General features: G+C 30.5%; 21 protein-coding genes. 4 read left to right on the top strand and 17 right to left on the bottom strand.

Going from position 1 to position 19389, the window contains the following annotated elements; translation table 11 throughout:
- Positions 1 to 208: 208 nt before the first annotated feature.
- Positions 209 to 1090 (bottom strand): chromosome partitioning protein ParA, encoded by an 882-nt coding sequence (locus BXY80_RS06915; protein ID WP_120200536.1) that lies wholly within the window; start codon positions 1088 to 1090, stop codon positions 209 to 211.
- Positions 1091 to 1216: 126 nt separating this feature from the next.
- Here BXY80_RS06915 and BXY80_RS06910 point away from each other — a divergent pair, with 126 nt between their 5' ends.
- Positions 1217 to 2227: a formimidoylglutamase gene (locus tag BXY80_RS06910; protein ID WP_120200535.1), complete on the top strand. Its 1011-nt coding sequence runs from the start codon at positions 1217 to 1219 to the stop codon at positions 2225 to 2227.
- Between the two features lie 66 nt (positions 2228 to 2293).
- Complete coding sequence (locus tag BXY80_RS06905) at positions 2294 to 3244, top strand: helix-turn-helix domain-containing GNAT family N-acetyltransferase (RefSeq protein WP_120200534.1); 951 nt, start codon at positions 2294 to 2296, stop codon at positions 3242 to 3244.
- A gap of 48 nt (positions 3245 to 3292) precedes the next feature.
- Here BXY80_RS06905 and BXY80_RS06900 read toward each other — a convergent pair whose 3' ends face one another.
- The 7 genes from BXY80_RS06900 to BXY80_RS06870 form a co-directional block, all read right to left on the bottom strand.
- Entirely contained in the window at positions 3293 to 3781 is a 489-nt protein-coding gene (locus BXY80_RS06900) for a hypothetical protein (RefSeq protein WP_120200533.1), read from the bottom strand.
- Positions 3782 to 3849: 68 nt separating this feature from the next.
- Positions 3850 to 5559 (bottom strand): hypothetical protein, encoded by a 1710-nt coding sequence (locus BXY80_RS06895; RefSeq protein WP_120200833.1) that lies wholly within the window; start codon positions 5557 to 5559, stop codon positions 3850 to 3852.
- Positions 5560 to 5644: 85 nt separating this feature from the next.
- The gene (locus BXY80_RS06890; protein WP_120200532.1) at positions 5645 to 6190 is read right to left on the bottom strand and encodes a YtxH domain-containing protein; all 546 of its coding nucleotides are present in this window, start codon (positions 6188 to 6190) and stop codon (positions 5645 to 5647) included.
- 47 nt (positions 6191 to 6237) lie between these two features.
- Complete coding sequence (locus BXY80_RS06885; protein WP_120200531.1) at positions 6238 to 7473, bottom strand: DUF6638 family protein; 1236 nt, start codon at positions 7471 to 7473, stop codon at positions 6238 to 6240.
- Positions 7474 to 7543: 70 nt separating this feature from the next.
- On the bottom strand, positions 7544 to 9508 hold the full coding sequence (locus tag BXY80_RS06880) for an AAA family ATPase (RefSeq protein ID WP_120200530.1): 1965 nt from the start codon (positions 9506 to 9508) through the stop codon (positions 7544 to 7546).
- A gap of 73 nt (positions 9509 to 9581) precedes the next feature.
- Entirely contained in the window at positions 9582 to 10640 is a 1059-nt protein-coding gene (locus BXY80_RS06875; RefSeq protein WP_120200529.1) for a hypothetical protein, read from the bottom strand.
- A 217-nt stretch (positions 10641 to 10857) separates the two neighbouring features.
- Entirely contained in the window at positions 10858 to 12201 is a 1344-nt protein-coding gene (locus tag BXY80_RS06870; protein WP_120200528.1) for a coiled-coil domain-containing protein, read from the bottom strand.
- A 363-nt stretch (positions 12202 to 12564) separates the two neighbouring features.
- Between BXY80_RS06870 and BXY80_RS06865 the strand changes: the two genes are divergently transcribed.
- Both BXY80_RS06865 and BXY80_RS13915 read left to right on the top strand, forming a co-directional pair.
- Positions 12565 to 12792, top strand: coding sequence for a hypothetical protein (locus BXY80_RS06865; protein WP_120200527.1), 228 nt, complete (start codon positions 12565 to 12567; stop codon positions 12790 to 12792).
- A gap of 3 nt (positions 12793 to 12795) precedes the next feature.
- Positions 12796 to 12957, top strand: a complete 162-nt coding sequence (locus BXY80_RS13915) for a hypothetical protein (protein ID WP_162843283.1) — start codon at positions 12796 to 12798, stop codon at positions 12955 to 12957.
- 602 nt (positions 12958 to 13559) lie between these two features.
- Here BXY80_RS13915 and BXY80_RS06860 read toward each other — a convergent pair.
- The 9 genes from BXY80_RS06860 to BXY80_RS06820 form a co-directional block, all read right to left on the bottom strand.
- Positions 13560 to 14342, bottom strand: a complete 783-nt coding sequence (locus tag BXY80_RS06860; RefSeq protein WP_120200526.1) for a toxin-antitoxin system YwqK family antitoxin — start codon at positions 14340 to 14342, stop codon at positions 13560 to 13562.
- 52 nt (positions 14343 to 14394) lie between these two features.
- On the bottom strand, positions 14395 to 15042 hold the full coding sequence (locus BXY80_RS06855; RefSeq protein ID WP_120200525.1) for a hypothetical protein: 648 nt from the start codon (positions 15040 to 15042) through the stop codon (positions 14395 to 14397).
- Between the two features lie 55 nt (positions 15043 to 15097).
- On the bottom strand, positions 15098 to 15622 hold the full coding sequence (locus BXY80_RS06850; RefSeq protein ID WP_147376109.1) for a hypothetical protein: 525 nt from the start codon (positions 15620 to 15622) through the stop codon (positions 15098 to 15100).
- The gene (locus BXY80_RS06845; protein WP_120200523.1) at positions 15606 to 15986 is read right to left on the bottom strand and encodes a hypothetical protein; all 381 of its coding nucleotides are present in this window, start codon (positions 15984 to 15986) and stop codon (positions 15606 to 15608) included. Before BXY80_RS06845 ends, BXY80_RS06850 begins: the two co-directional genes overlap by 17 nt.
- Before the next feature lie 150 nt (positions 15987 to 16136).
- Positions 16137 to 16514: a DUF2200 domain-containing protein gene (locus BXY80_RS06840; protein ID WP_120200522.1), complete on the bottom strand. Its 378-nt coding sequence runs from the start codon at positions 16512 to 16514 to the stop codon at positions 16137 to 16139.
- Positions 16515 to 16670: 156 nt separating this feature from the next.
- Complete coding sequence (locus tag BXY80_RS06835; protein WP_120200521.1) at positions 16671 to 17507, bottom strand: SDR family oxidoreductase; 837 nt, start codon at positions 17505 to 17507, stop codon at positions 16671 to 16673.
- 11 nt (positions 17508 to 17518) lie between these two features.
- On the bottom strand, positions 17519 to 17758 hold the full coding sequence (locus BXY80_RS14045) for a DUF1772 domain-containing protein (protein WP_245977198.1): 240 nt from the start codon (positions 17756 to 17758) through the stop codon (positions 17519 to 17521).
- A gap of 240 nt (positions 17759 to 17998) precedes the next feature.
- Positions 17999 to 18394, bottom strand: coding sequence for a DUF5367 family protein (locus BXY80_RS06825; RefSeq protein WP_120200520.1), 396 nt, complete (start codon positions 18392 to 18394; stop codon positions 17999 to 18001).
- A gap of 91 nt (positions 18395 to 18485) precedes the next feature.
- A complete protein-coding gene (locus tag BXY80_RS06820) occupies positions 18486 to 19337 on the bottom strand; it encodes a helix-turn-helix domain-containing protein (protein ID WP_120200519.1) in 852 nt (283 codons plus the stop codon).
- Between the last annotated feature and the right edge of the window lie 52 nt (positions 19338 to 19389).

Genomic DNA, 19389 nt, shown 5'->3' with positions numbered 1-19389 from the left:
ATCGTTATTGGTCAACCTGAACTATTAGGCAGAGCTTGTCGAAGTCTTGTTTCAGGTTCTCATTTTAACTGTTTGATGTATTTAGTGATGAGATTCCGAAATAAATTCGGAATGACGTTCATAATATACTTACATTACAAGATAAATCTATAAAATAAAAAAAGCCTGAAAAATACTTTCAGGCTTTTCTTTACTTTATATTACTTAATTATCTAAGTGAAAATTCTGTAGAAGATAATAACTCTTTTTCATTAAATACATTTACAACGTAACGTCCTTTTTGAAAATCTTCAGCAGGAGCTACAAACTCACAAATGTTTAAACTTTGGTTTTCATAATTAAATTTGCTTACCAAACTGTAGTTTAAAACTTTATCATCAAATTGTATTTGCTCGTTAGCACCTAATACATTATCACTTGGGTCTAATACTTGCACATATAACTCTTTATCTCCAGAACCTACTAAGCTATTTTTAGCAACAGTATAGCAAACTCTAATTTTATCGCTTCGTTTAGCTCTTTCTGTTGGTATTAATTTACCAGAACTACGCTCTATAACACCAAATCCTTTTAAACCTATAGTTTGTAAAACTGCTGCATTTTCAACTACATCTGCTAATTCTGTATTTTGAACTAATAGAGAATCTGTAAACATTTCACGCTCTGCTAACTGCATTTGAGTGCTATCTAAAGATGTTGCTAATAAAGCATTTTCAATTTTCAATTTATCATTTTCAGTTAATAACACATCCATTTCTTCTTGTAATGCTAAGAATCTCTTTTTGTATCTCCAAAGGCTATTTACACTGTTTTGTGATATTTTTAAAGAATCCATTAAACCTTGAATACGCTCTCTAGCTTCTAATAAATTTTGATTTGCTACATCATTTTCGCCAATAGCTACATCATATTGTTTTGCCATTGTGCTTAACTCAGCCATTACTTCTTGTTTTTGTTTTGTAAGTGTAGCTTCGTTTTCTTTTTTGTCTTTATACAATTTTGAAGTATAAAACCCTGTAGCTAGAAAAAGGACTACTAAAATACCTAATGCAACCTTTAACCCTGTACTTTTACTGTTTGAATTTTCCATAAATCGCTTTTGTTTTAAGTTGTTGAAACGTTAATTCTTAATTGTTATGCTTTAAATAATTGTTTTTAATAGTTTCGAAAATAAATAAACTGTATTTTTAATTCTTCAATTTTAATTTATCTCTTAATGGATCAACTTTCTGTTTTCAATGCTGAAGATTTAAATCGTCTTCTTAAAAAACGTTCTGGCGAAACCAAATTTGGAGAACATGTTGTTTTACTTTCTCAACTCACCAATATATACGACGACTTAGAAAATTTAGACGTTGACTATGTTCTTTTTGGCATAAAAGAAGATGTAGGTGTTTTCGCAAACTACGGGAAATCAGGTGCTTCAAGTGCTTGGGACGCAGCAATTAAAATTTTGTTAAACATACAAAGCAATGCATTTACTAACCCAAAAAAGGTGCTAATTCTTGGTTGCTTAGAGTTTCATGAGCAACAAGAACAACTAAAAACACTTAATCAAAAGAAAAAGAAAGATGTTAAAACTGCCAGACAATTAGTAGAACAGATTGACAAAACAGTTTCTCATTTGGTATATAATATTGTTAGCGCAGGAAAGACACCAATTATTATTGGTGGCGGACATAATAATGCTTACGGAAATATAAAAGGAACAAGTTTAGCACTTAAAAAACCTATTAATGTCGTTAATTTTGATGCACATACAGATTTTAGAGCTGAAGAAGGTAGACATAGCGGTAATGGGTTTAGTTATGCTTATTCTGAAGGGTTTTTAAAAAATTATTTTGTTTTCGGGCTGCATGAAAACTATACTTCAGATCATATTTTTAAAACAATGGATCATTTAAAATCTATACAGTACAACACTTTTGAAGCGATTGAAATAAGAAAAGAATTAAAATATAAAACCGAATTAAAAAAGGTTATTAATCATGTATCTAACACAAACTACGGCATAGAAATAGATTGTGATGCCATAGTAGATATTCCAAGTAGTGCAATGACGCCTAGCGGATTTAGTGTTACAAAAGCTAGACATTTTGTTAATTTTTTTTCAAATCACAAAAATGCTACTTACTTACATATCTGTGAAGCAGCACCAACAAAAAAAACAGCTATTAAAGTTGGTAAGCTTATCACCTATCTCATTACAGATTTCATAAAAAATTAAAAATCGCTTTTATATTTTAATTCACATGTGTATATTTGCATAAGCACTTATATAAACACAAATATTATGGATGCATTAAAAGGCTTTGGTGAGTTAGGTTTAGGTTCTAGGTTAAAAAGAATGAGTGACTATATGATGAAAGAAACTCAATTGGTATATGATAGTTTTAATATAGATTTTGATCCATACTTGTTTCCTATATTTAAAATAATAAGCACAAAAAATGGTGTAACTACAACACAATTACAAGAATCATTACATATATCACAGCCAGCAATTACACAGGCAATTAACAAACTATCAAAAAAAGAATTGGTGGTTTTTAAAACTGATAAAAAAGATAAAAGAAAAAAAATAGTCTTTCTTTCTACAAAAGGAAGAAACCAAGAATCTCAAATGAAACCTATTTGGAAAGCCATAGATGCAACTGTAAAAGAGTTTTCTAATGGGAAAGCAAACTCACTAATTGAGCAGTTAAATAATTTTGAACTTAAACTAACAGAAAAAAGGTTTAGTACTACTGTTATTGAAAGAGCAAAAAAGACAACATCTAATACTATCGAAATAATTAATTATGACAACCATTTTGCCAAAGCCTTTTATGATTTAAATATTGAATGGCTTAAAACTTATTTTTATGTAGAACCTTATGACCAAGAGGTATTAAGTAAACCAGAAACTTATATCGTAGATAAAGGTGGTTATATATTTTTTGCCAAAGACAACAAAAACATACTCGGTACAGTTGCTTTAATGCCAATGAAAGCAACTGGTGTTTTTGAGCTTACAAAAATGGCTGTTTCTCCAAAAGAACGCGGACGAAAAATTGGTCAACAATTAATGCAACATTGTATTGACTTCGCTAAAGCAAACAACATCCCTAAACTTATACTCTACTCTAGTAAAAAATTAGAAAACGCCATCTATATTTATAGAAAATATGGTTTTATTGAAATTCCTGTTGAGCCAGATTGCCCATATATACGCTGTGATATTAAAATGGAGTTAGTTATTTAATTTTTGAGTGCAAACTGAACAAGCAATGAACTATACACATTGTTGTGATTAGTTTATTTTGATACCTTCCAAAAAATTGAAGTATTTTTTAAGATACTTAGAATTTATTTTATCTTTTACTCCAGAACCATACACAGAATACTTAAATAAATAACCTTCATTGGCTAATTTTAAATAAGTTTCTTTTTCATATGAATAGGTTCTTTCAGTAGTTTTAAAATAGGCTATTTGTTTGGAAATGTGTCCTACATGAAATCTAAAATCATCAGGAATTGTATCTTCTATATCCTCGTTAATCCAATTACATAATTCTTCAGATGTTGTTATATTTTTAGGAATATCTAGAAACTTATGAATTGAAAAAGATACAGTAAATGGTCCTTCTTCAAATTCATAAAATGTTATAGTTTTTTTATTTACATTTTCAACTTTTATCTCTGGGAACAATATTTCAAACTTAGTTTGATTTTTATCATTTTGAGAATAAATATTTCCTATTGTTATGATTGATAAAAATAAAATATATACTGTCTTCATGAATTTGTATTTTTATCGCAGTTCAATCTTAATTTGAGTTTTAAATTAAGCACAAATAGAGTTTAACATTAATTAATAACCGATTTTAATGAATCTATTTTACGTTGTAAAGCTTCAATAGCTTCTTTATTACGCTCTTTATTTGCGTTATCTAAAGAGTCTATGACTTTATAGGTTTGCCCTAAAGCATCATTAATGTCTTTGTCTTGTAATTCATTTTCATAATAATAACCAATGCCTTCACTAGATCGCCAAGCTTCTCCTAATTGGTCGTAAACGACTTTATCCCAAGTACTAGGATGCTTAACATCGATCCAAACTACATCTCTATATTCACTATCAACTAAAGCTAAATCTGGCGTAGCAGAACCATCAAACTTACCAGAATCGTTCTCTCTAATTGCAGATATAGTCCCAAGGAAGAACATACGTTTTCTTCCTGCAATGTCTTTTATATAAGGTCTAAACTCAACAGGCTTGTTTACAGACCAATCAAACTCTTTACGCGATTCTATCACTTTTAAAGGCATTGCAGAAACGCCTGCATAACCTTGTTTTTTTGATGCATGATCGTAATAGTACATTTTATCTGTTCCGTCAGCCGGAATAAACACACTATAGGTTAAACTGGTACGCTCATCACCTACTGGCTCTAAACCAAACCAATGGTACAAACCACTATACGCATCAGACTCTGAACCTGCAAAATCAAAATCTGTTACAAATGGTTGTTGGTTTTGGTCGTCTGCTAAATCTGGAATTTTAACAGCCGTTTTCATATTCCAAGGTAAAGGATCACTAAAACCACCTATAAACTTTAAAGATTCGGCTTGTAATCGTGATACTTTTTCTGATAATGTATTTTGCTTTGTGAGATACGGATAATTTTTCATCTCATCTGGACTTATATAGGTTCCTTTTCCTATTAAAATACGCTCGATATAATCGTTAAAATCATGTTCGCCATTATCTATAACCATAACGCCACCAAAGGTTGGATATGGAAATAAAAAGCCTTTCCATTTAATTAAACTCACTACTTGCACCCATTGTCCAGAATCGTTTTTCATATAAAAGGTATCACTTGGCTCGTAGTTAAATAGCATCCAAGGATTAAAACGTTGCACAACTGCATTGTATGTATTACGGCTAAACTTTAAAGATTCACCAATAGAAAATGTTACAGGAATACGATTCTCGCTAGAAAATCTAGGAAATGGCGTTGTACTCGATACTGAAAATACTTCTTCTGTATTATCGCTTATTTGTTGTATGGTGTATTTTTCTGAAGGCTGAATTGCCATGGTCCATTTATTCTCATCATCAACACGTACTAAATGCGGAAGTGACACATCTTTTGTTTCTCCTACACTTTCATTTGCCATAGAAAAAATATTACGTAATGGTTGTATACGTTCGTTTTGAGTTAAAGGCAATTCATTTATTTCGACTTTATTTAGATTATTAAAAACATTATAGGTTTTCATATAATCATATAATTTAAAATGCCAACCAGCAACATATAAAAGCCCAAAAAAGACAATTAAAAAAGCTAAAACACCTAATCGTTTGCCTGTACTTGCCGTTTTTCTAAACTTACGTAAACCTAAGAGTAATACAATTAGGCATAATATGATAATAAAAATGTATTTTCTAACAAATAACAACGCTGGTTGATAGTCATCACGCAACACAAATAATGCGATTAACAAAACTAGACCAACTATAATGGTAATTGCTTTTTGCTTTCCTCCTTTATTCCAATAGTTTTTAATCATTAATTTAGTTTTTATCATTCTGCATTATAATGCAAAGATTTAATCTTATTTTATGGATTCCGCATCAAGTGCGGAATGACAAGTATTACATTAGGCCTTTATCCTTCAGGCGCTCACGAGCACTTTTGGTTTCTTCTTTAATGTCTTCTTTTACATCATCAATTTTGTCTTCTACAACATCTACAGATTTTTCACCCTTTTCTTTTAAATCCTCAATGAGGTCTTTTCCTTTTTCTACAGCATCTTCTACCATATCTCCTAAAGAGTCACTTTTTTCTTCAATAACTTTGGTTGACTTTAATACAAAATTTGCTAAGTATGTTCCTAATAAAGTTCCGACGATAACTGACGCGAACGCAGAAACACCATTATAACTTCCAAAAATTTTAAATGGGGTTAAAAACTGTAAAATAACTGCAATCAATAAAAATAATACAGCTACAAAAACTAATCGTGGTAAAAATGCTTGCCTGTAAACAAAGCCCTTTTTATCTTCTGGTTTCATTTGCAATTCTTTACTATTCACAATTTTATTTACAAACCTGTATAAGCCATTACCATTGGATTCTCTCCAATATAAAAAGATGCCAAATAATATAGCTGTGATAAATATAATTAGTTCTAATCCCATAATATTTTATTTTGATAATGCTTGTTTATAAAGTTAGTCTAAAACTATTAAATATTGTTACTTATAGTCTCTACAACCCATTCTTTTAATGAGTCATCCCAGGCATCATAGCTTTTGTAAAACTGCTCTTTATCATACCAATACAAGAACAACACATCTTTTGCTGAGATATTAACTAGCAATTTCCAGATTAAATCTTGATGCTTTGGATCTAAAGACGAATGTGGCTCATGCAAAGCTTCAAATAACTTAACATCAACTATATCTGCTATTTTATATTGATTACTTGTTTCTAACTTTTCGAGATAACGCTCGACACTCATTATTTTTTTACGAGACTCTATATCTATTTTGTTAAGATAGCTTTTAAACAAAAGGTCGTTTGTTAAAATATCTCTAATTGGATGTTGTGTGTTTTTTAAGTGTTGTGCAAATTCAAATTTCTTTATTCTATTGTAACGCTTAGTTTTTACAGAATCTTCAAGGTCATAAGTAATAATAATATGATCTCTTAGTTTTTCTATAAGTTGAGGCTGAGAAATATGAAAAATAAACACATCATGAGTTGTGTCTTTAATGGCTTCTTTATACCATTTTTCGTCTTCAAAAACGATAATTGGTGAAATGAAATCTCTCAACACATAAACACCTCCAAATGAACGTGTATAAAATGAATTTGTAGTAAACTGTATTGGGTGCAATTCTAAATTCCGTCCGCGTAAATCACCATAGGTTCTAGCGGAATGTAATAATTGCTCATGCAATGTTTCATCAATAAAATTATTGCCTTGTTTAAATTTTTCGATGAGTCGTAATTGCCCCTCTTGAATTTTGTCAAGGTTATTAATTAGATGAAACTTGATGTTTATAGTGGTGTACTTTAAAACATCTAAAGGTTCATAAAACGCATCAATATCTTGATCAAAATCTATGCATATTGCAGAATCTCGAGTGATATTATTTATCTTTTCGCCATGTGTTCTAAACACATGTTGCATCATTTCTCTATCAAATGTATGCGATGGATTATAAACAGGTTTTCCTTTTTGTAATGGCGAAATAATAATCCCATGCGGATTAGATTCTCCATTATTTAAATAATATAGCTCTTCTTTTTCATCTGCCACTTCTGGACTCCAACCCAAACCATCTATAGAAAAATGAGTGAGTTTAGTTTCTGTAAACCCCAATTTTAATAAGCATTGATTATAACGCTCAACTAATTTCCCACTTACAGGAATGAGTTCACTTCTATATAAATTTGCTTCTTTTAGCTTTTGCATGTTTCTTTTAAGTGAAAAGGCACTAGAGAAAAGCGATAAATTAATCTCCTTTTGCCTTGTTACTTTTTACTTAATCCTTATTATTCCCAAACTGCTCTCTAGCTTCTGTTTCGATATTTAATTGATTTATTCTCGCATCTACTTTACGCTTAAAGTCTGTATCTGCAATTGTTGCCACATTATCTAAATAACGTACTACTTCTTGACGTCTAATGTCAGAAAAATCTAAGCCTTTCATATTAGCTCGCATCAGTTCTTGCAACATACCAAACTTGGTCTCATAATCCTTTTTAAAGTATACTTCTGGATTTTCGAACCAATCTTTTTCTAAATCAAAATCTGTTAAACGTAATGATACTGCTTTTTGAATATTTCTAACATCTCTTGATGAAAAGAATGGAAATATTTTTTGAACCTCAGTATATAAATGGGCATAAAACATATGCTCATTGTCATTGTACTTTTTAGTAATTCTATCAAATGTGTCTAACACACGCTCTTCTGTTGGTTTATCTACTTTATCTAAAATCTCTCCTAGGTTTTTTGCAACCTGTTGTGCATCTAAATATTTGTAATCTTTAGGATTACTCATATTTATAAAATCTGGCATTGTTTTTTCCAGTTTACGCCACCACAAGTAATCTTGATCTACAAAATCTTTTTCATTTCTGGCTCCATCTATTTTAAAACGCCCTTGCACACGAGAAATTACAGCTTTATCTAGCATCTCTGGTAGATTAGTGAATAGGCCTACAGAACTATTTCCGTAATTTACTGCATAAGCGCCTTCGGTATATCTTAAAAATACACCTATAACTTCTTTTACACCAGCAGAAACACCTTGTGTTGTACGCTCTTGCAAGTTATTTTCGGCATCATCAATTGGTGCAAAAATAAGTCGTGTTGGATCTTGCAATGGTTTCATCCATTCTACCATTTTCTCAGCAGAACCACCTTGAAATGTACTAATTAAAGTATCTGGCATTGGGTGAAACAAAAATGGAATTTCTAAATTCTCACTATGCATCTTTAATCGCGTAGCAATGGCAGCAATAAGCATACTTTTTCCAGTTCCTGGAATTCCGTAACCCATAAACACTGGCATAAAACCTCCAAGTTCCTGAAACGGGTTTTTTTTAGCCTCAAAATCATAACTCAATAAACGTTCTGTTAAACGTCTCGCAAAATGCTTTGCGTCTTTATTACCTACAATTTGCTCAAACTGAATTTTATTAAACTCTACACTTACTGCAGTACCAGAAAATTGGTTGTCCCAACCATCTACTGCAAAATCTGAATTTTCTAATTTATAGGTTCTGTCTGTAATTGTTTCGGTATATTCTAAAGCACTTTTACGTAATTGTATTTCATCAATTAAAGCTTCAAAATAAACGGTTGTAAAATCTATAACATCTTTGTCAGATTTTATAATTTCTGGATGACTTAAATATTTATCGTAATAAAATAAGCTACAAGAAATTCCTTTTAAAGGCGACATAAATGAAACCTCAGGAATACCTGCAAACTTTTGTTTCATGACACTTAAATCATCTGATGCATGCGGTTTTAAATCATGCAATATTTTATACGCTGTAGCAAATAACATAAATGCTGTTGCTGTATGCATTTTACTTTCGTATTCACGTTTACCAGCATTATCAAGTGCTGATTTATTTTCACTTAAAGTAGATAAACCAGATGCATCATAATAGCTATCTTTTATCCAAATACCAAGTGTTAAACCTTCTTGAACTGCATATAATGTTTGATTTAAATATATAGGAAGTGCTACTGACTCAGGTAATAGACGTTTTTTTAAAGCCAATACGGTTTTTGATACCGAAGTTACATCTGCTGCTCCATTACCTTTTGCACGAGACAAATACAATAAAATCGATTCGTCTTTGGCATCTTTATCTTTATTCTTAGCACGTTGGCCTTGTTCCCATTGTATACTTTTAATGTAAGATGTTGCTTCATCACGAAGCATATCTAATTCATTTTGTTTTATAGGAAATGTTGAATTGTGTTCCATATTTTAGTCTTCAGTTTGCAGTTTCAGTCACAGTAAACAGAACTGCTCACTGAGACTGTGACTGTATACTATTTTACTTTTTTATTTTATCAATTTTTAAATTGGCTATTTCAATTGGTGCTTTTGATAGTTTATTCATTATTTCTGGTGTTTTGTTATATAACAACTGAATAATTCTATGCGGCGCTAAAACATATTTCTTTTTAAACACACTGTTCCATTTTTGCAATACTTGCTTATTAAAAAAGCTGCCTTCTTTAAATTCGCTGCCTGATGCTACTTCGTCTATTTTTAATGATATTGCATACGATTCTAAAGGAATTGTTTTTTTAGAAATACCATCTAATATAGCATGCGTTATTTGGTTTTCGTCTTTAGCAAACATATTGTGTATTGGTCCTAAATCAATACGTTTTATAAGTTTTGGCAACACTTTTTCTAAACGTTTATCAATGGCGTATGCCATCGTGTCTAATGCCATTTCACGATCTGCTACTGTTTTAAGTATTTTATAAATATCTTCCCTGTCTTTTAATGGATTTTTTCCTCCATTATAATCAAAATACATATAACAAATAAATGGTCTGTTATGAGACACATCGTAAAAACTCCAACTTACTAAATATTCACCAGGCGTACCATCTTCTGCATTAATAATTTTACCTTGCACAAATCTGTTAAAAATATATTCCTTTTTAGCTGATGTATAATATACAATTGATGAAGCTTGAAATAGTTTACGTTTTTTTATAGGTTCTTTTTTGCGTAATAATGTATCTAAAAATTCCTCTTTTAAGGTGTCAACATTTGTAAGCTTATCCAGATACTCTTCACGTAATTCTAAATCGTTAAATAAATAACGGAATTCTAAATAATTTGGAAATCCTGAATCTGTAACATCAACCTTCATGTTGCCTTCATCATCATACATGTACTTAACACGCATAGCTTCAATAGAATACAACAATAAATCACTGTATTGTTTGAAGAGATTGACTTCATCTTCATTACAGAGTTGTTGCTGCTGTACAGCAACTATAAGCTCTTTAAGTGCAAAATCTATCATTTTGTGATAGAATACATAATGCTCTTTGGAATCAAGATATGCAGAATCTAATGGTGTTACTATCATATTTTAGCACTTAGCTTATTAGCTGTTAGCAATTTTGCTACAACTAGTTTCTGTTTTATTAATTATATAGTCTTTAAAAACGTGTTTATTGGTTATTATAAAAAATAGCTTTTGCGTTAAGGATTGAACGGTTTGTTTGAGCGCCTCGCAGAGAGCGAGTAGTGAAAGCCTGACAGCAGTTGTTTTTAAAAACAACTGCTGAAACGCCATAATAAATTTATCCTAATAAGTCGTCGTCTCCTGCTTCTGGTTTTGGTTCTCCAGAAGGTTTTTTGTCATCACCTGCTGGTTCATTTGGGTCAGCTGCATAATAATCTTCGAAAATCTCTTTCATATCGATACCATAACGCTCAGCAAAGTTTTTTTGAATAGACTTATCTTTATTACGAATCTCTTGTAAAGCCTCTGCATAACTGCCATAAACACCTTGCATTACTTTTTCATGAACTGGAATATTATCCATCATTTCTTGACGTGCTTTAGCACTTGCTGTATGCATAGATGCTAATGTTTCTCCTATATGCTCATCTGTTTTAACACCTAAATGCTCTAAAATTGCAGCAAATTCTTGATCTGTTCTTGCTTTTAAAGCCACTACATAACCGTCATAATACTTTAACCTTTCGTCTGTATCTGACTTTAATTTAGCACGATGTGTTTGTAAATTACTACGTAATGATGTTAATACTTTAATTGTTAAATTATGCTTATGTACAAAACTATCTTTACTTGCGGCTAATGTTGTGTATGCATTTTTAAGCCCTTCTAACTCTTCAACTTTTTGCTCAAGTTGCGTTACTTTTGCTAAAGCATCTGAATATTCTGCAGATTGCTTATCTGCTACTTCTTCTAATGCTTGACGCGCTTGCTTTAACAATGCGTATTGTTCTTCTAATTGGTTTTCTACCTCTTTTTTCTTTTCTAGAGCTTTAGTATGATTTTTACTAGCTTCTACAATAGCATCTTTAAGGCTTTCTTCTACTTCTTTAATTTCTACTTCTCTGTCTTTTAATCGCTTTATTGCTGCTTGACTTTTAAATGACAACTCATTTAATAGGGTTTGCACATCTGCACTCTCAATACGTTGCTGAAACATTGCTTTTGCCTTATTATCTGAAGCATCACGCTCTTTTTGAGCATTTTTTAGTTCTTGCTCAGCTTTTTTGATTTTACCTTTTCTTCCCCAAAGGTTATTCCACCACGTGTCTGGCTTATTTTGAGCATCTTCTAACTCAACTTTAGCACGTTCTAAACGTTTTATGGCATCATCAATTATTTTTTGTTCTGCAGCATTTAGTGCTGAAAAACCTTCAAACATAATACCTACTTCATCTTGATAATCTGTTAAATCCTTTATAGCGTCAAGCAAAGTCGTTCTGTCCTTTTCTGCCATGTGCACAACATCGTCTAATGTTGCATTTAATATTTTTTGGCGACTTTCAGGGTCATCTTCTTGAGCTAATTTAGATTTCATAGTGTCGATGGCTTTTCCCCAATTGACATCTACTTTTTCGCTTTTTTCGTTTGTATTGGTTTCTAATAAATCAAAATCATCAGACATAGTATATGTAGTGTTTTAAGTTGAACAATTTTACGATAAGCAATTTCGTTAAAAAATATGATTTTAAAAACATTAACTGCTAAAATATCAGTAGTAAAAACAAAAAAAATGTTACAAAAATAGCCTAAATCAGATTTAAAAAAGTTAGCTTTTTTTTAAGATTATTTTAAATAGCAATACCTATTTAAACACCCTATTAATACTGAAAAAAACAGAAATATTCACCTATTGCAATGATGCATACGTAGACAATATATGCATTTCGTCGATTTATTTTTTTATAACATTTTTATTTTTAAACAGTTAGAGTTTCAATTAAAATTGTATATTTGAGCACCAAACCAAATCTAATAAACCTATTATATGTTACTATATACTCACCAAAGTTATGCGCTCGTAACCACTACACAACTCACAATTGTACTAATTATTACTGCTAGTATTTTTGCATTTTTAATAGGTGTTGCTATAATTAAAATGTACAGGTTAAAAGCGGAGAATAAGAAATTATCTGAAATGAGTGGTTTTAAATCTGATGTAGAAAAAAGCTATAAAGACTTTACCGATGGTCACTTATATGATAACAACTAAATTATGACATTAAATTCTATTAACTTAATAGTAACTCCTCAAAATGAAACTGAAAAAATTGTAGTAATTCTATCTATTGCAATTGTTACAATTATTAGCCTTTTAATATTAAGCTTACTAAAAAGCTCTAAGCTTCGAGCTGAAAACAAAAAACTAAAACAATAGTTAAATAATAAATAAAAAAGCCTGCTAATTGCAGGCTTTTATTTTCTTGCTCAAACTTGGGTTTATTTTATTTAAAATCTCTACTAAGGTTTTATCAAACCACTTGTCTAGAAACGGACTTGGGCAAATTTCATCAATCAACTCCCTTAAATCAACTTTTAATCTTCTTCCAATAAAAGTATTATATGGCGGATATATTCCTCATTCAATTTTTGGGTAATAAAATATAAATAATCTTAACTCTTTTTCATATTCATAAAACTTATTTTTAGTTGTAATAACATTAAATCTATTTTCAGGTTCATCCTTAATAAAATCGGTATATTTCACTCTAGATAAAAATATGTCTTCGTAATACAAATCTTTTCTTCCTTTTATAGCCTTTGTAAATTTTGAGATCGTTGTTCTAAATGTTAGTTCTTTTAATGAGTGAATTTCTCGACGTCATGCCTGTCTTTCAATTTCTGCTATTTTTTTTGATAATCCTTTGTTTTTAATTGAATTAAGAAGATAGTCTTAGTTTCTTTTGGGCACAAGTTCTTCATACTCATCAGACATTTTTGCTGCATTAGAAAAAAACAATTCTTGTGATATTAGCAGTATTATTCTTGCTTTACACCATTTTTGTATGTTATAGTACTAGATAAATTACCATCTATATCATAATTATTTACAGTACCATTTCCGTCTTTAAGCGTGCCTATTTCTAATTTGTTTCCTTGTCCGTCGTAACAAGATAAAATAGATTTAAGTTTTCCTAAAGACCAAATTTCGGTTTTATAGATTTCACCATTCTCATGATATCCAATCCATTCACCATCAAACTTATCACTCAAAAAAGATCCTTTCCAACTTAAATTTCCATTTTCATGATAATATTTCCATTTACCTAAACGATCTCGTGTTTTTAACATTCTATATCCTGTTTTATATAGTTTTTCGTTTACGTTATAGCTCATCCATTCGACATAATCTTTACCTGTGGTGTAATTTGCTGTTTCAGCAATTTTCCCATTGGCTTTAAATACTTTCCATTCACCATTTTTCACTCCTTCTTTATATTTTCCAATTCTGGATAGTATACCGTTTTTATGATATTCTGTGGCATAACCTTCAAGTACGCCGTTTATATATTTTTTATTTTCAGCTAGTTTACCATTTTCGAAATAGTAATCCCATACGCCATTTTTCAATCCATTTTCATAAGTCCCAGCAGAATTTAATTTACCATTTTTATAATAGAATTTCCATAAACCTTCTCGCTTTTCGTTTTCTTGTTTTCCAACTGAGAATAACTGCCCACTATCGTAATATTTTTTAACTTCTTGGGTATACGCAAAATTTAAAAATAATAGTAATGCTAATACTGATACTAATTTTTTCATATTAAATTTTTTAATGATTCTATATTGGTTAATACTACTTTACTTTATTAATTTACTTTTCCCCAAGCCAAACGTCTCCTAGCTTAAAAGCATAAAATTCAGTTATGTTTGCTATTGGTTTTTTATATTCTGTCTTTCTGTGTGATTTTTTTAATTTTGCTTCAAACCACTTTTTGTTTTCATAGTAATCGTTTACTGTTTTAAAGTCTTCTGGTTGCCCTATTTCGGTATTATCTAAAAACTCTTCGTCAACTCTATGTTCCCATTTATAATTTTTAATTCTACTTTCTGCAACCCCAACAGAATTAGGCTTAAAGGTTTTTACATTTTCTGGAATACTAAATGTATTTTTATAAAGATTAATTGAGTTTGTGATCGAACAGACAACTTGTGATTTAGAAAACCTTGGTGTATAAAGCCATATTTTTAAATAATAAGGTTTATTTAGTTGATTTAGTTGTTTTTCCCAACACTCATAAATATCAAAAAGACCATTTAAAATTCTTTTTTTAGTTTCTCCCTTTGGTTCTGGATATTGGCTATTAGTTAAAGAAATACTGCTAAAAGGATGAATCCAAATTTTTACATAATCTCTTTCGGAATGTTTAAGTTTTTCTATATCAAGGTACAGATTAGCTTTTTTCCATCTTTCAATGTCGTTCCAAATTCTTTTATGTCCTCTTATTTTTTTTACTTTCATTCTTTTTCACAAATGCACCAGAAACTCTTTTTAACAGGTATTGTTTTTGAGTGAGTTAGTTTTTCATTAATCCCGCGTGATGCCAAAATTTTCCTTTTTGCTTTCCTGAGTAACTTATTGCATAGGTTATTTTGTGTTTATTTTGGTTAAAAATAAATGCTGCATTAAAGTATATATTATTTGCTCGAATAAACGAATAATCATTTTTTAACACGTTAATTTTATTTTCTGAACTATTAGTAAAACCAAGATTAATAGCGTGATTATTTTTGGTTAAAATTATGGGGATTATCGAGTCTAGCTTATATTGAATATGAAGGAAACCTTTCATGTTTATTACAGTTTTAGTTATTATACTTTCTCTTACATAATTAGTTCGTGCTATTTCATAATGCATTGGTGTTGAAACATCAGTAATTGTATCAAGCAAGGCAAAATAATCACTTTTAATAGTACTAGAGATACTATCTTTTAAAGATTTGATTTGATTATCTTTTTTTGTTTCACTGGTTGTTTTTTTACAACTCACAACAATAAGAAAGAAGCTTGCTAGTACTAAGCAATTAATTTGTGTATTCAATTTCTTTACCATTTATATAAACTAGATAGTTCTCTTTTTTAATACCTTCTATTGTGTATGTATACTCAAAATAACAAATGCAGTTACAATATTCTTCTGAATAATCTTCATATGTGAGATTAAGAATGTTTTTTTTAAGAAATCTTTTTTTTAAATCTATTGAACCTGAAACACTTCCGCAACAATTAAATTCTGCAGTAATTTTTATAATTAAAGTATTGCCATTTTGTTTCTTAAAAAGGATGCTGTCACCAATTCCTCTTTCCTCAGTACAATCAGTTGATTTAAAATTTACTAATTCTATTTCTTGACTAATGGCAGATGAAGTTATTAAAATTGATATGGCTAATATTATTTTTTTCATATTGAGTTACTCAAACACATTCGTAGATGGCTTTGTTGATGTGGTTAGCAACTAAATTAGCAAATAAAATCTTGACAAAGAGTATTTCTATAGAGTTTTACAAATAAGCACTTGCAAAACAATTAATTATACATTCTGTCACTACAGGTACTATTTCTTTTCTACTCGTAAAATTTTCTCCATTTTACGGCCTTTTGCCAATTCATCATACAACTTATCTAAATATCTACATTGTCTATACAATTCAAATTCATCGTCTATGTCTTCTATTCTATATCCACAAACGACTCCTTTAATCAAATGTGCATTAGGATGTATTTTAGCTTCTTGAAAAAATGTTCTAAACGTTACTTTTTCATCAATCATTTCTTGTATTTGTTTTTCATCAAATCCGGTTAGCCATTCTATCACTTGATGAAATTCTTCTTTCGTTCTACCGTTTTTCTCTAACCTATTTATGTAATGTGGATACACAGATGCAAATGTCATTTTAGCAATTCTTTCGTTTTTCTCGGCTGTAACTTTCATCTTATTTATTTTGAATTAATTGGCTAACGGTTTTCTGTATAAGTAATAGCGAACAAAAGATACTACTATTCAGAAAGTAATTTACAATAAAAAAAAAGAATAGCAACTTCAATTAAGATTCAAATCGCTATTACTCATACACATTATTGGCAATAGTTATTGGACTTCAACTTGACTCCAAATCCCAGTTTCAGCAGTTTCTTGTGCATATTCTAGAAATGTTTTCGCTTTTCTTCCTAAAACTCGTTCAATATCATTAACTACAAGTTGGTTCTTTGGATTGGTTAAAACATGACTAAATAAATACTCAATTAACCACACAACATCATTAGGCATTTGCATTTGTTTCATGCCATCGATATATTGCTCTAGCGTGATATCGTAAAAATTCAAATTTCTTTTACTAGTTTTTGAAATGATATTGACAATATCCTTAAAAGTGATTAATTCAGGACCAGTTACCTCAATAATTTCACCATTGTATGTATCATTGAGTAGGACAGTAGCAGCAACCTCTACAATATCATTAGCGTCTACAAACGGGATTAATACATCAGACATTGGTAATGCCACTTCTCCTGAAAGAATAGGGTCTAAAAAGAAGCTTTCGCTCCAATTCTGATTAAACCAAGATGCTCTAACTATTGTATAATCCATTCCAGAATTCATCACAATTTTTTCACAAGCTTCAGCTTCAGTTTCACCTTTTCCAGAGAGCAGCACCATTTTTTTAACACCTAATTCTTTTGCTAAATAAGTTAAACTCTCTATAGCTTCTTTGGCTCCTGGAACAGCAAGATCAGGATAATACGTAACATACATTTTTTCGATGCCTTCTAAAGCACTGATCCACGTATCTTTATTATCCCAATCAAAGCTTGGCAATAAATTTCTTGAGCCAACTCTTGGTTCAATTCCTTTGTTTTGTAATTGCTCGACTACTCGGCGACCAGTTTTTCCAGTTCCTCCGATAACTAAAATGTTTGTTTTCATAATGAATTGTTTTAAAATGTTTTTTGAATAAATGTTGATATAAGTAATAGAATGAATGAAACCATGCTTGAAATGGCTCTAATACCATGGTAATGATTCCATGCACTTTCATAATAGATTCTAAAATTCTTTAGCTCTATTGCTTTAAGATTGGTAATGGTTAATGCTTCTAGTTCATTGTTTAAGGGAACATTTCCAAAAGCTGTAACTCCAAAGGTGCCAATTAGATAAATGATTGTTGATGCCAACACTAACACAAATACAGTTTTGTTATTGAACTTAAATAAGTAGTTATTCCCAATGCAATTAAGCTTCCAAAGAACACAATGAAGAACAATGGATTCAAGATTTCTCTATTAATGCTTTGCATGGTTTCCAAATACGTTAAATGACCTACTTTTTTTATTCCCAATATGACTGAAACAGACCAAGCAAAGAAAAAACCTGTAGAAAGTGCATTCAATAAAACCGTAATAAAAAAACAATAGTTTTCATGCTTTGATTTTTTTATTGGTTAAATGATTTCCGAAATAGAATACAATGAAGTAAAACTCAACTACAATTGTGTAAAACATTGGGTCTCCGAAAAATTCTAAATAGCTTCCACCATTTGGAACTATAAAGACTGGAACCGTAACTATTACATCTAGAAGCGTTGCCACAATAACGAATGTAAGCCCTAATGTAGATGGTTTTATGTGACTTTTTGTATAGAACAGATATGTTCCTATACATGCACTAGGTATGATACCTAAAGCCAATGCGCTATTAGATTGTAGTTCCAGATTTTCTAAAATGGGGACATAAAATGATAAGAGGTAAAAGCTAACTCCTAAAATCCAAACGAGTATACCACATACAATGCTAAATAAATTTTTACTAATCATAATCTTTAGTTTTTAAATTATGATACAAATCTATAGTAGCTGTCTTCCAGCAACTTATTCAAAAAGAATTATGATTTATTCGAAAAGAATTTTACACTTGGCTAGGTCTATAGCCAAACTTTTTTTCAAAAGCGTTAGAGAAAGAACCTAAACTATCGTATCCTACAGCCCAAGCCGCTTCTTGAATAGTTTTTCGTTCGTTCTTTATTAAATTATAAGCTTTTTTTAGCCGTTCGTTTTGCAAATATTTGAAAACAGGTACGCCAAATTGAGCTTTAAATTCTGTTTTAAGTTTATTTGTATTTGTTCCGATTTTATAGGCAAGCTCTGTTAATGAAGGCGGGTTTTCCAAATCGGATATTAAAATTTCTTGGGCTAGATTGATTTTTTCTATTTGCGAAGTATCAAGTTTTGTGTGTTGTTGTTTTGCCAACTGTCCAAAATAATGAGAAAGTAAAGCTGTGATATGGCTTTTATAAAACATCATTTTAATTTCGCCCTCATAGGTATTGCTAAAGAACTGTTCAACTAATTGAAACATTTCTGGGCTCATATTAAATACTGGACCTTCAACATAATGATCTTTTGGGTGAATTAATTGATGTAAAAATTGTTCTAAGAATTGACCTTCACCATTAGGCAATTTGTCTATGTTTCTTATTGTTGTTGCGATTACTAAACATTGCAGAGATTTTAGTTTGGAAACATGATGTTCAAACTCTACCATATCATCTGCATAAAATGATAGCACCATACCTTTGGTGTGATGGAATTCTTTGACTTTTCCATCAAATTTTACGTTAAGTCTAACATCACCTGCACCATAAAAGGCGATAGCTATTACAGGTTCGTCAAAAAAGCATGAATCTATTAAATTATTATCGGTAGAAGCCTCTTCCAACAAGATTGTGTAATCATTTATATCGATTATTTCACGATTCATTCTTGTGCTTATATCAATTAGGTTTAATCATTAACAATAGCTTTATGTATGG

Source organism: Ichthyenterobacterium magnum, assembly GCF_003610635.1.
Classification (GTDB): Bacteria; Bacteroidota; Bacteroidia; order Flavobacteriales; family Flavobacteriaceae; genus Ichthyenterobacterium; species Ichthyenterobacterium magnum.
This window is presented reverse-complemented; position numbering and strand designations above follow the sequence as displayed.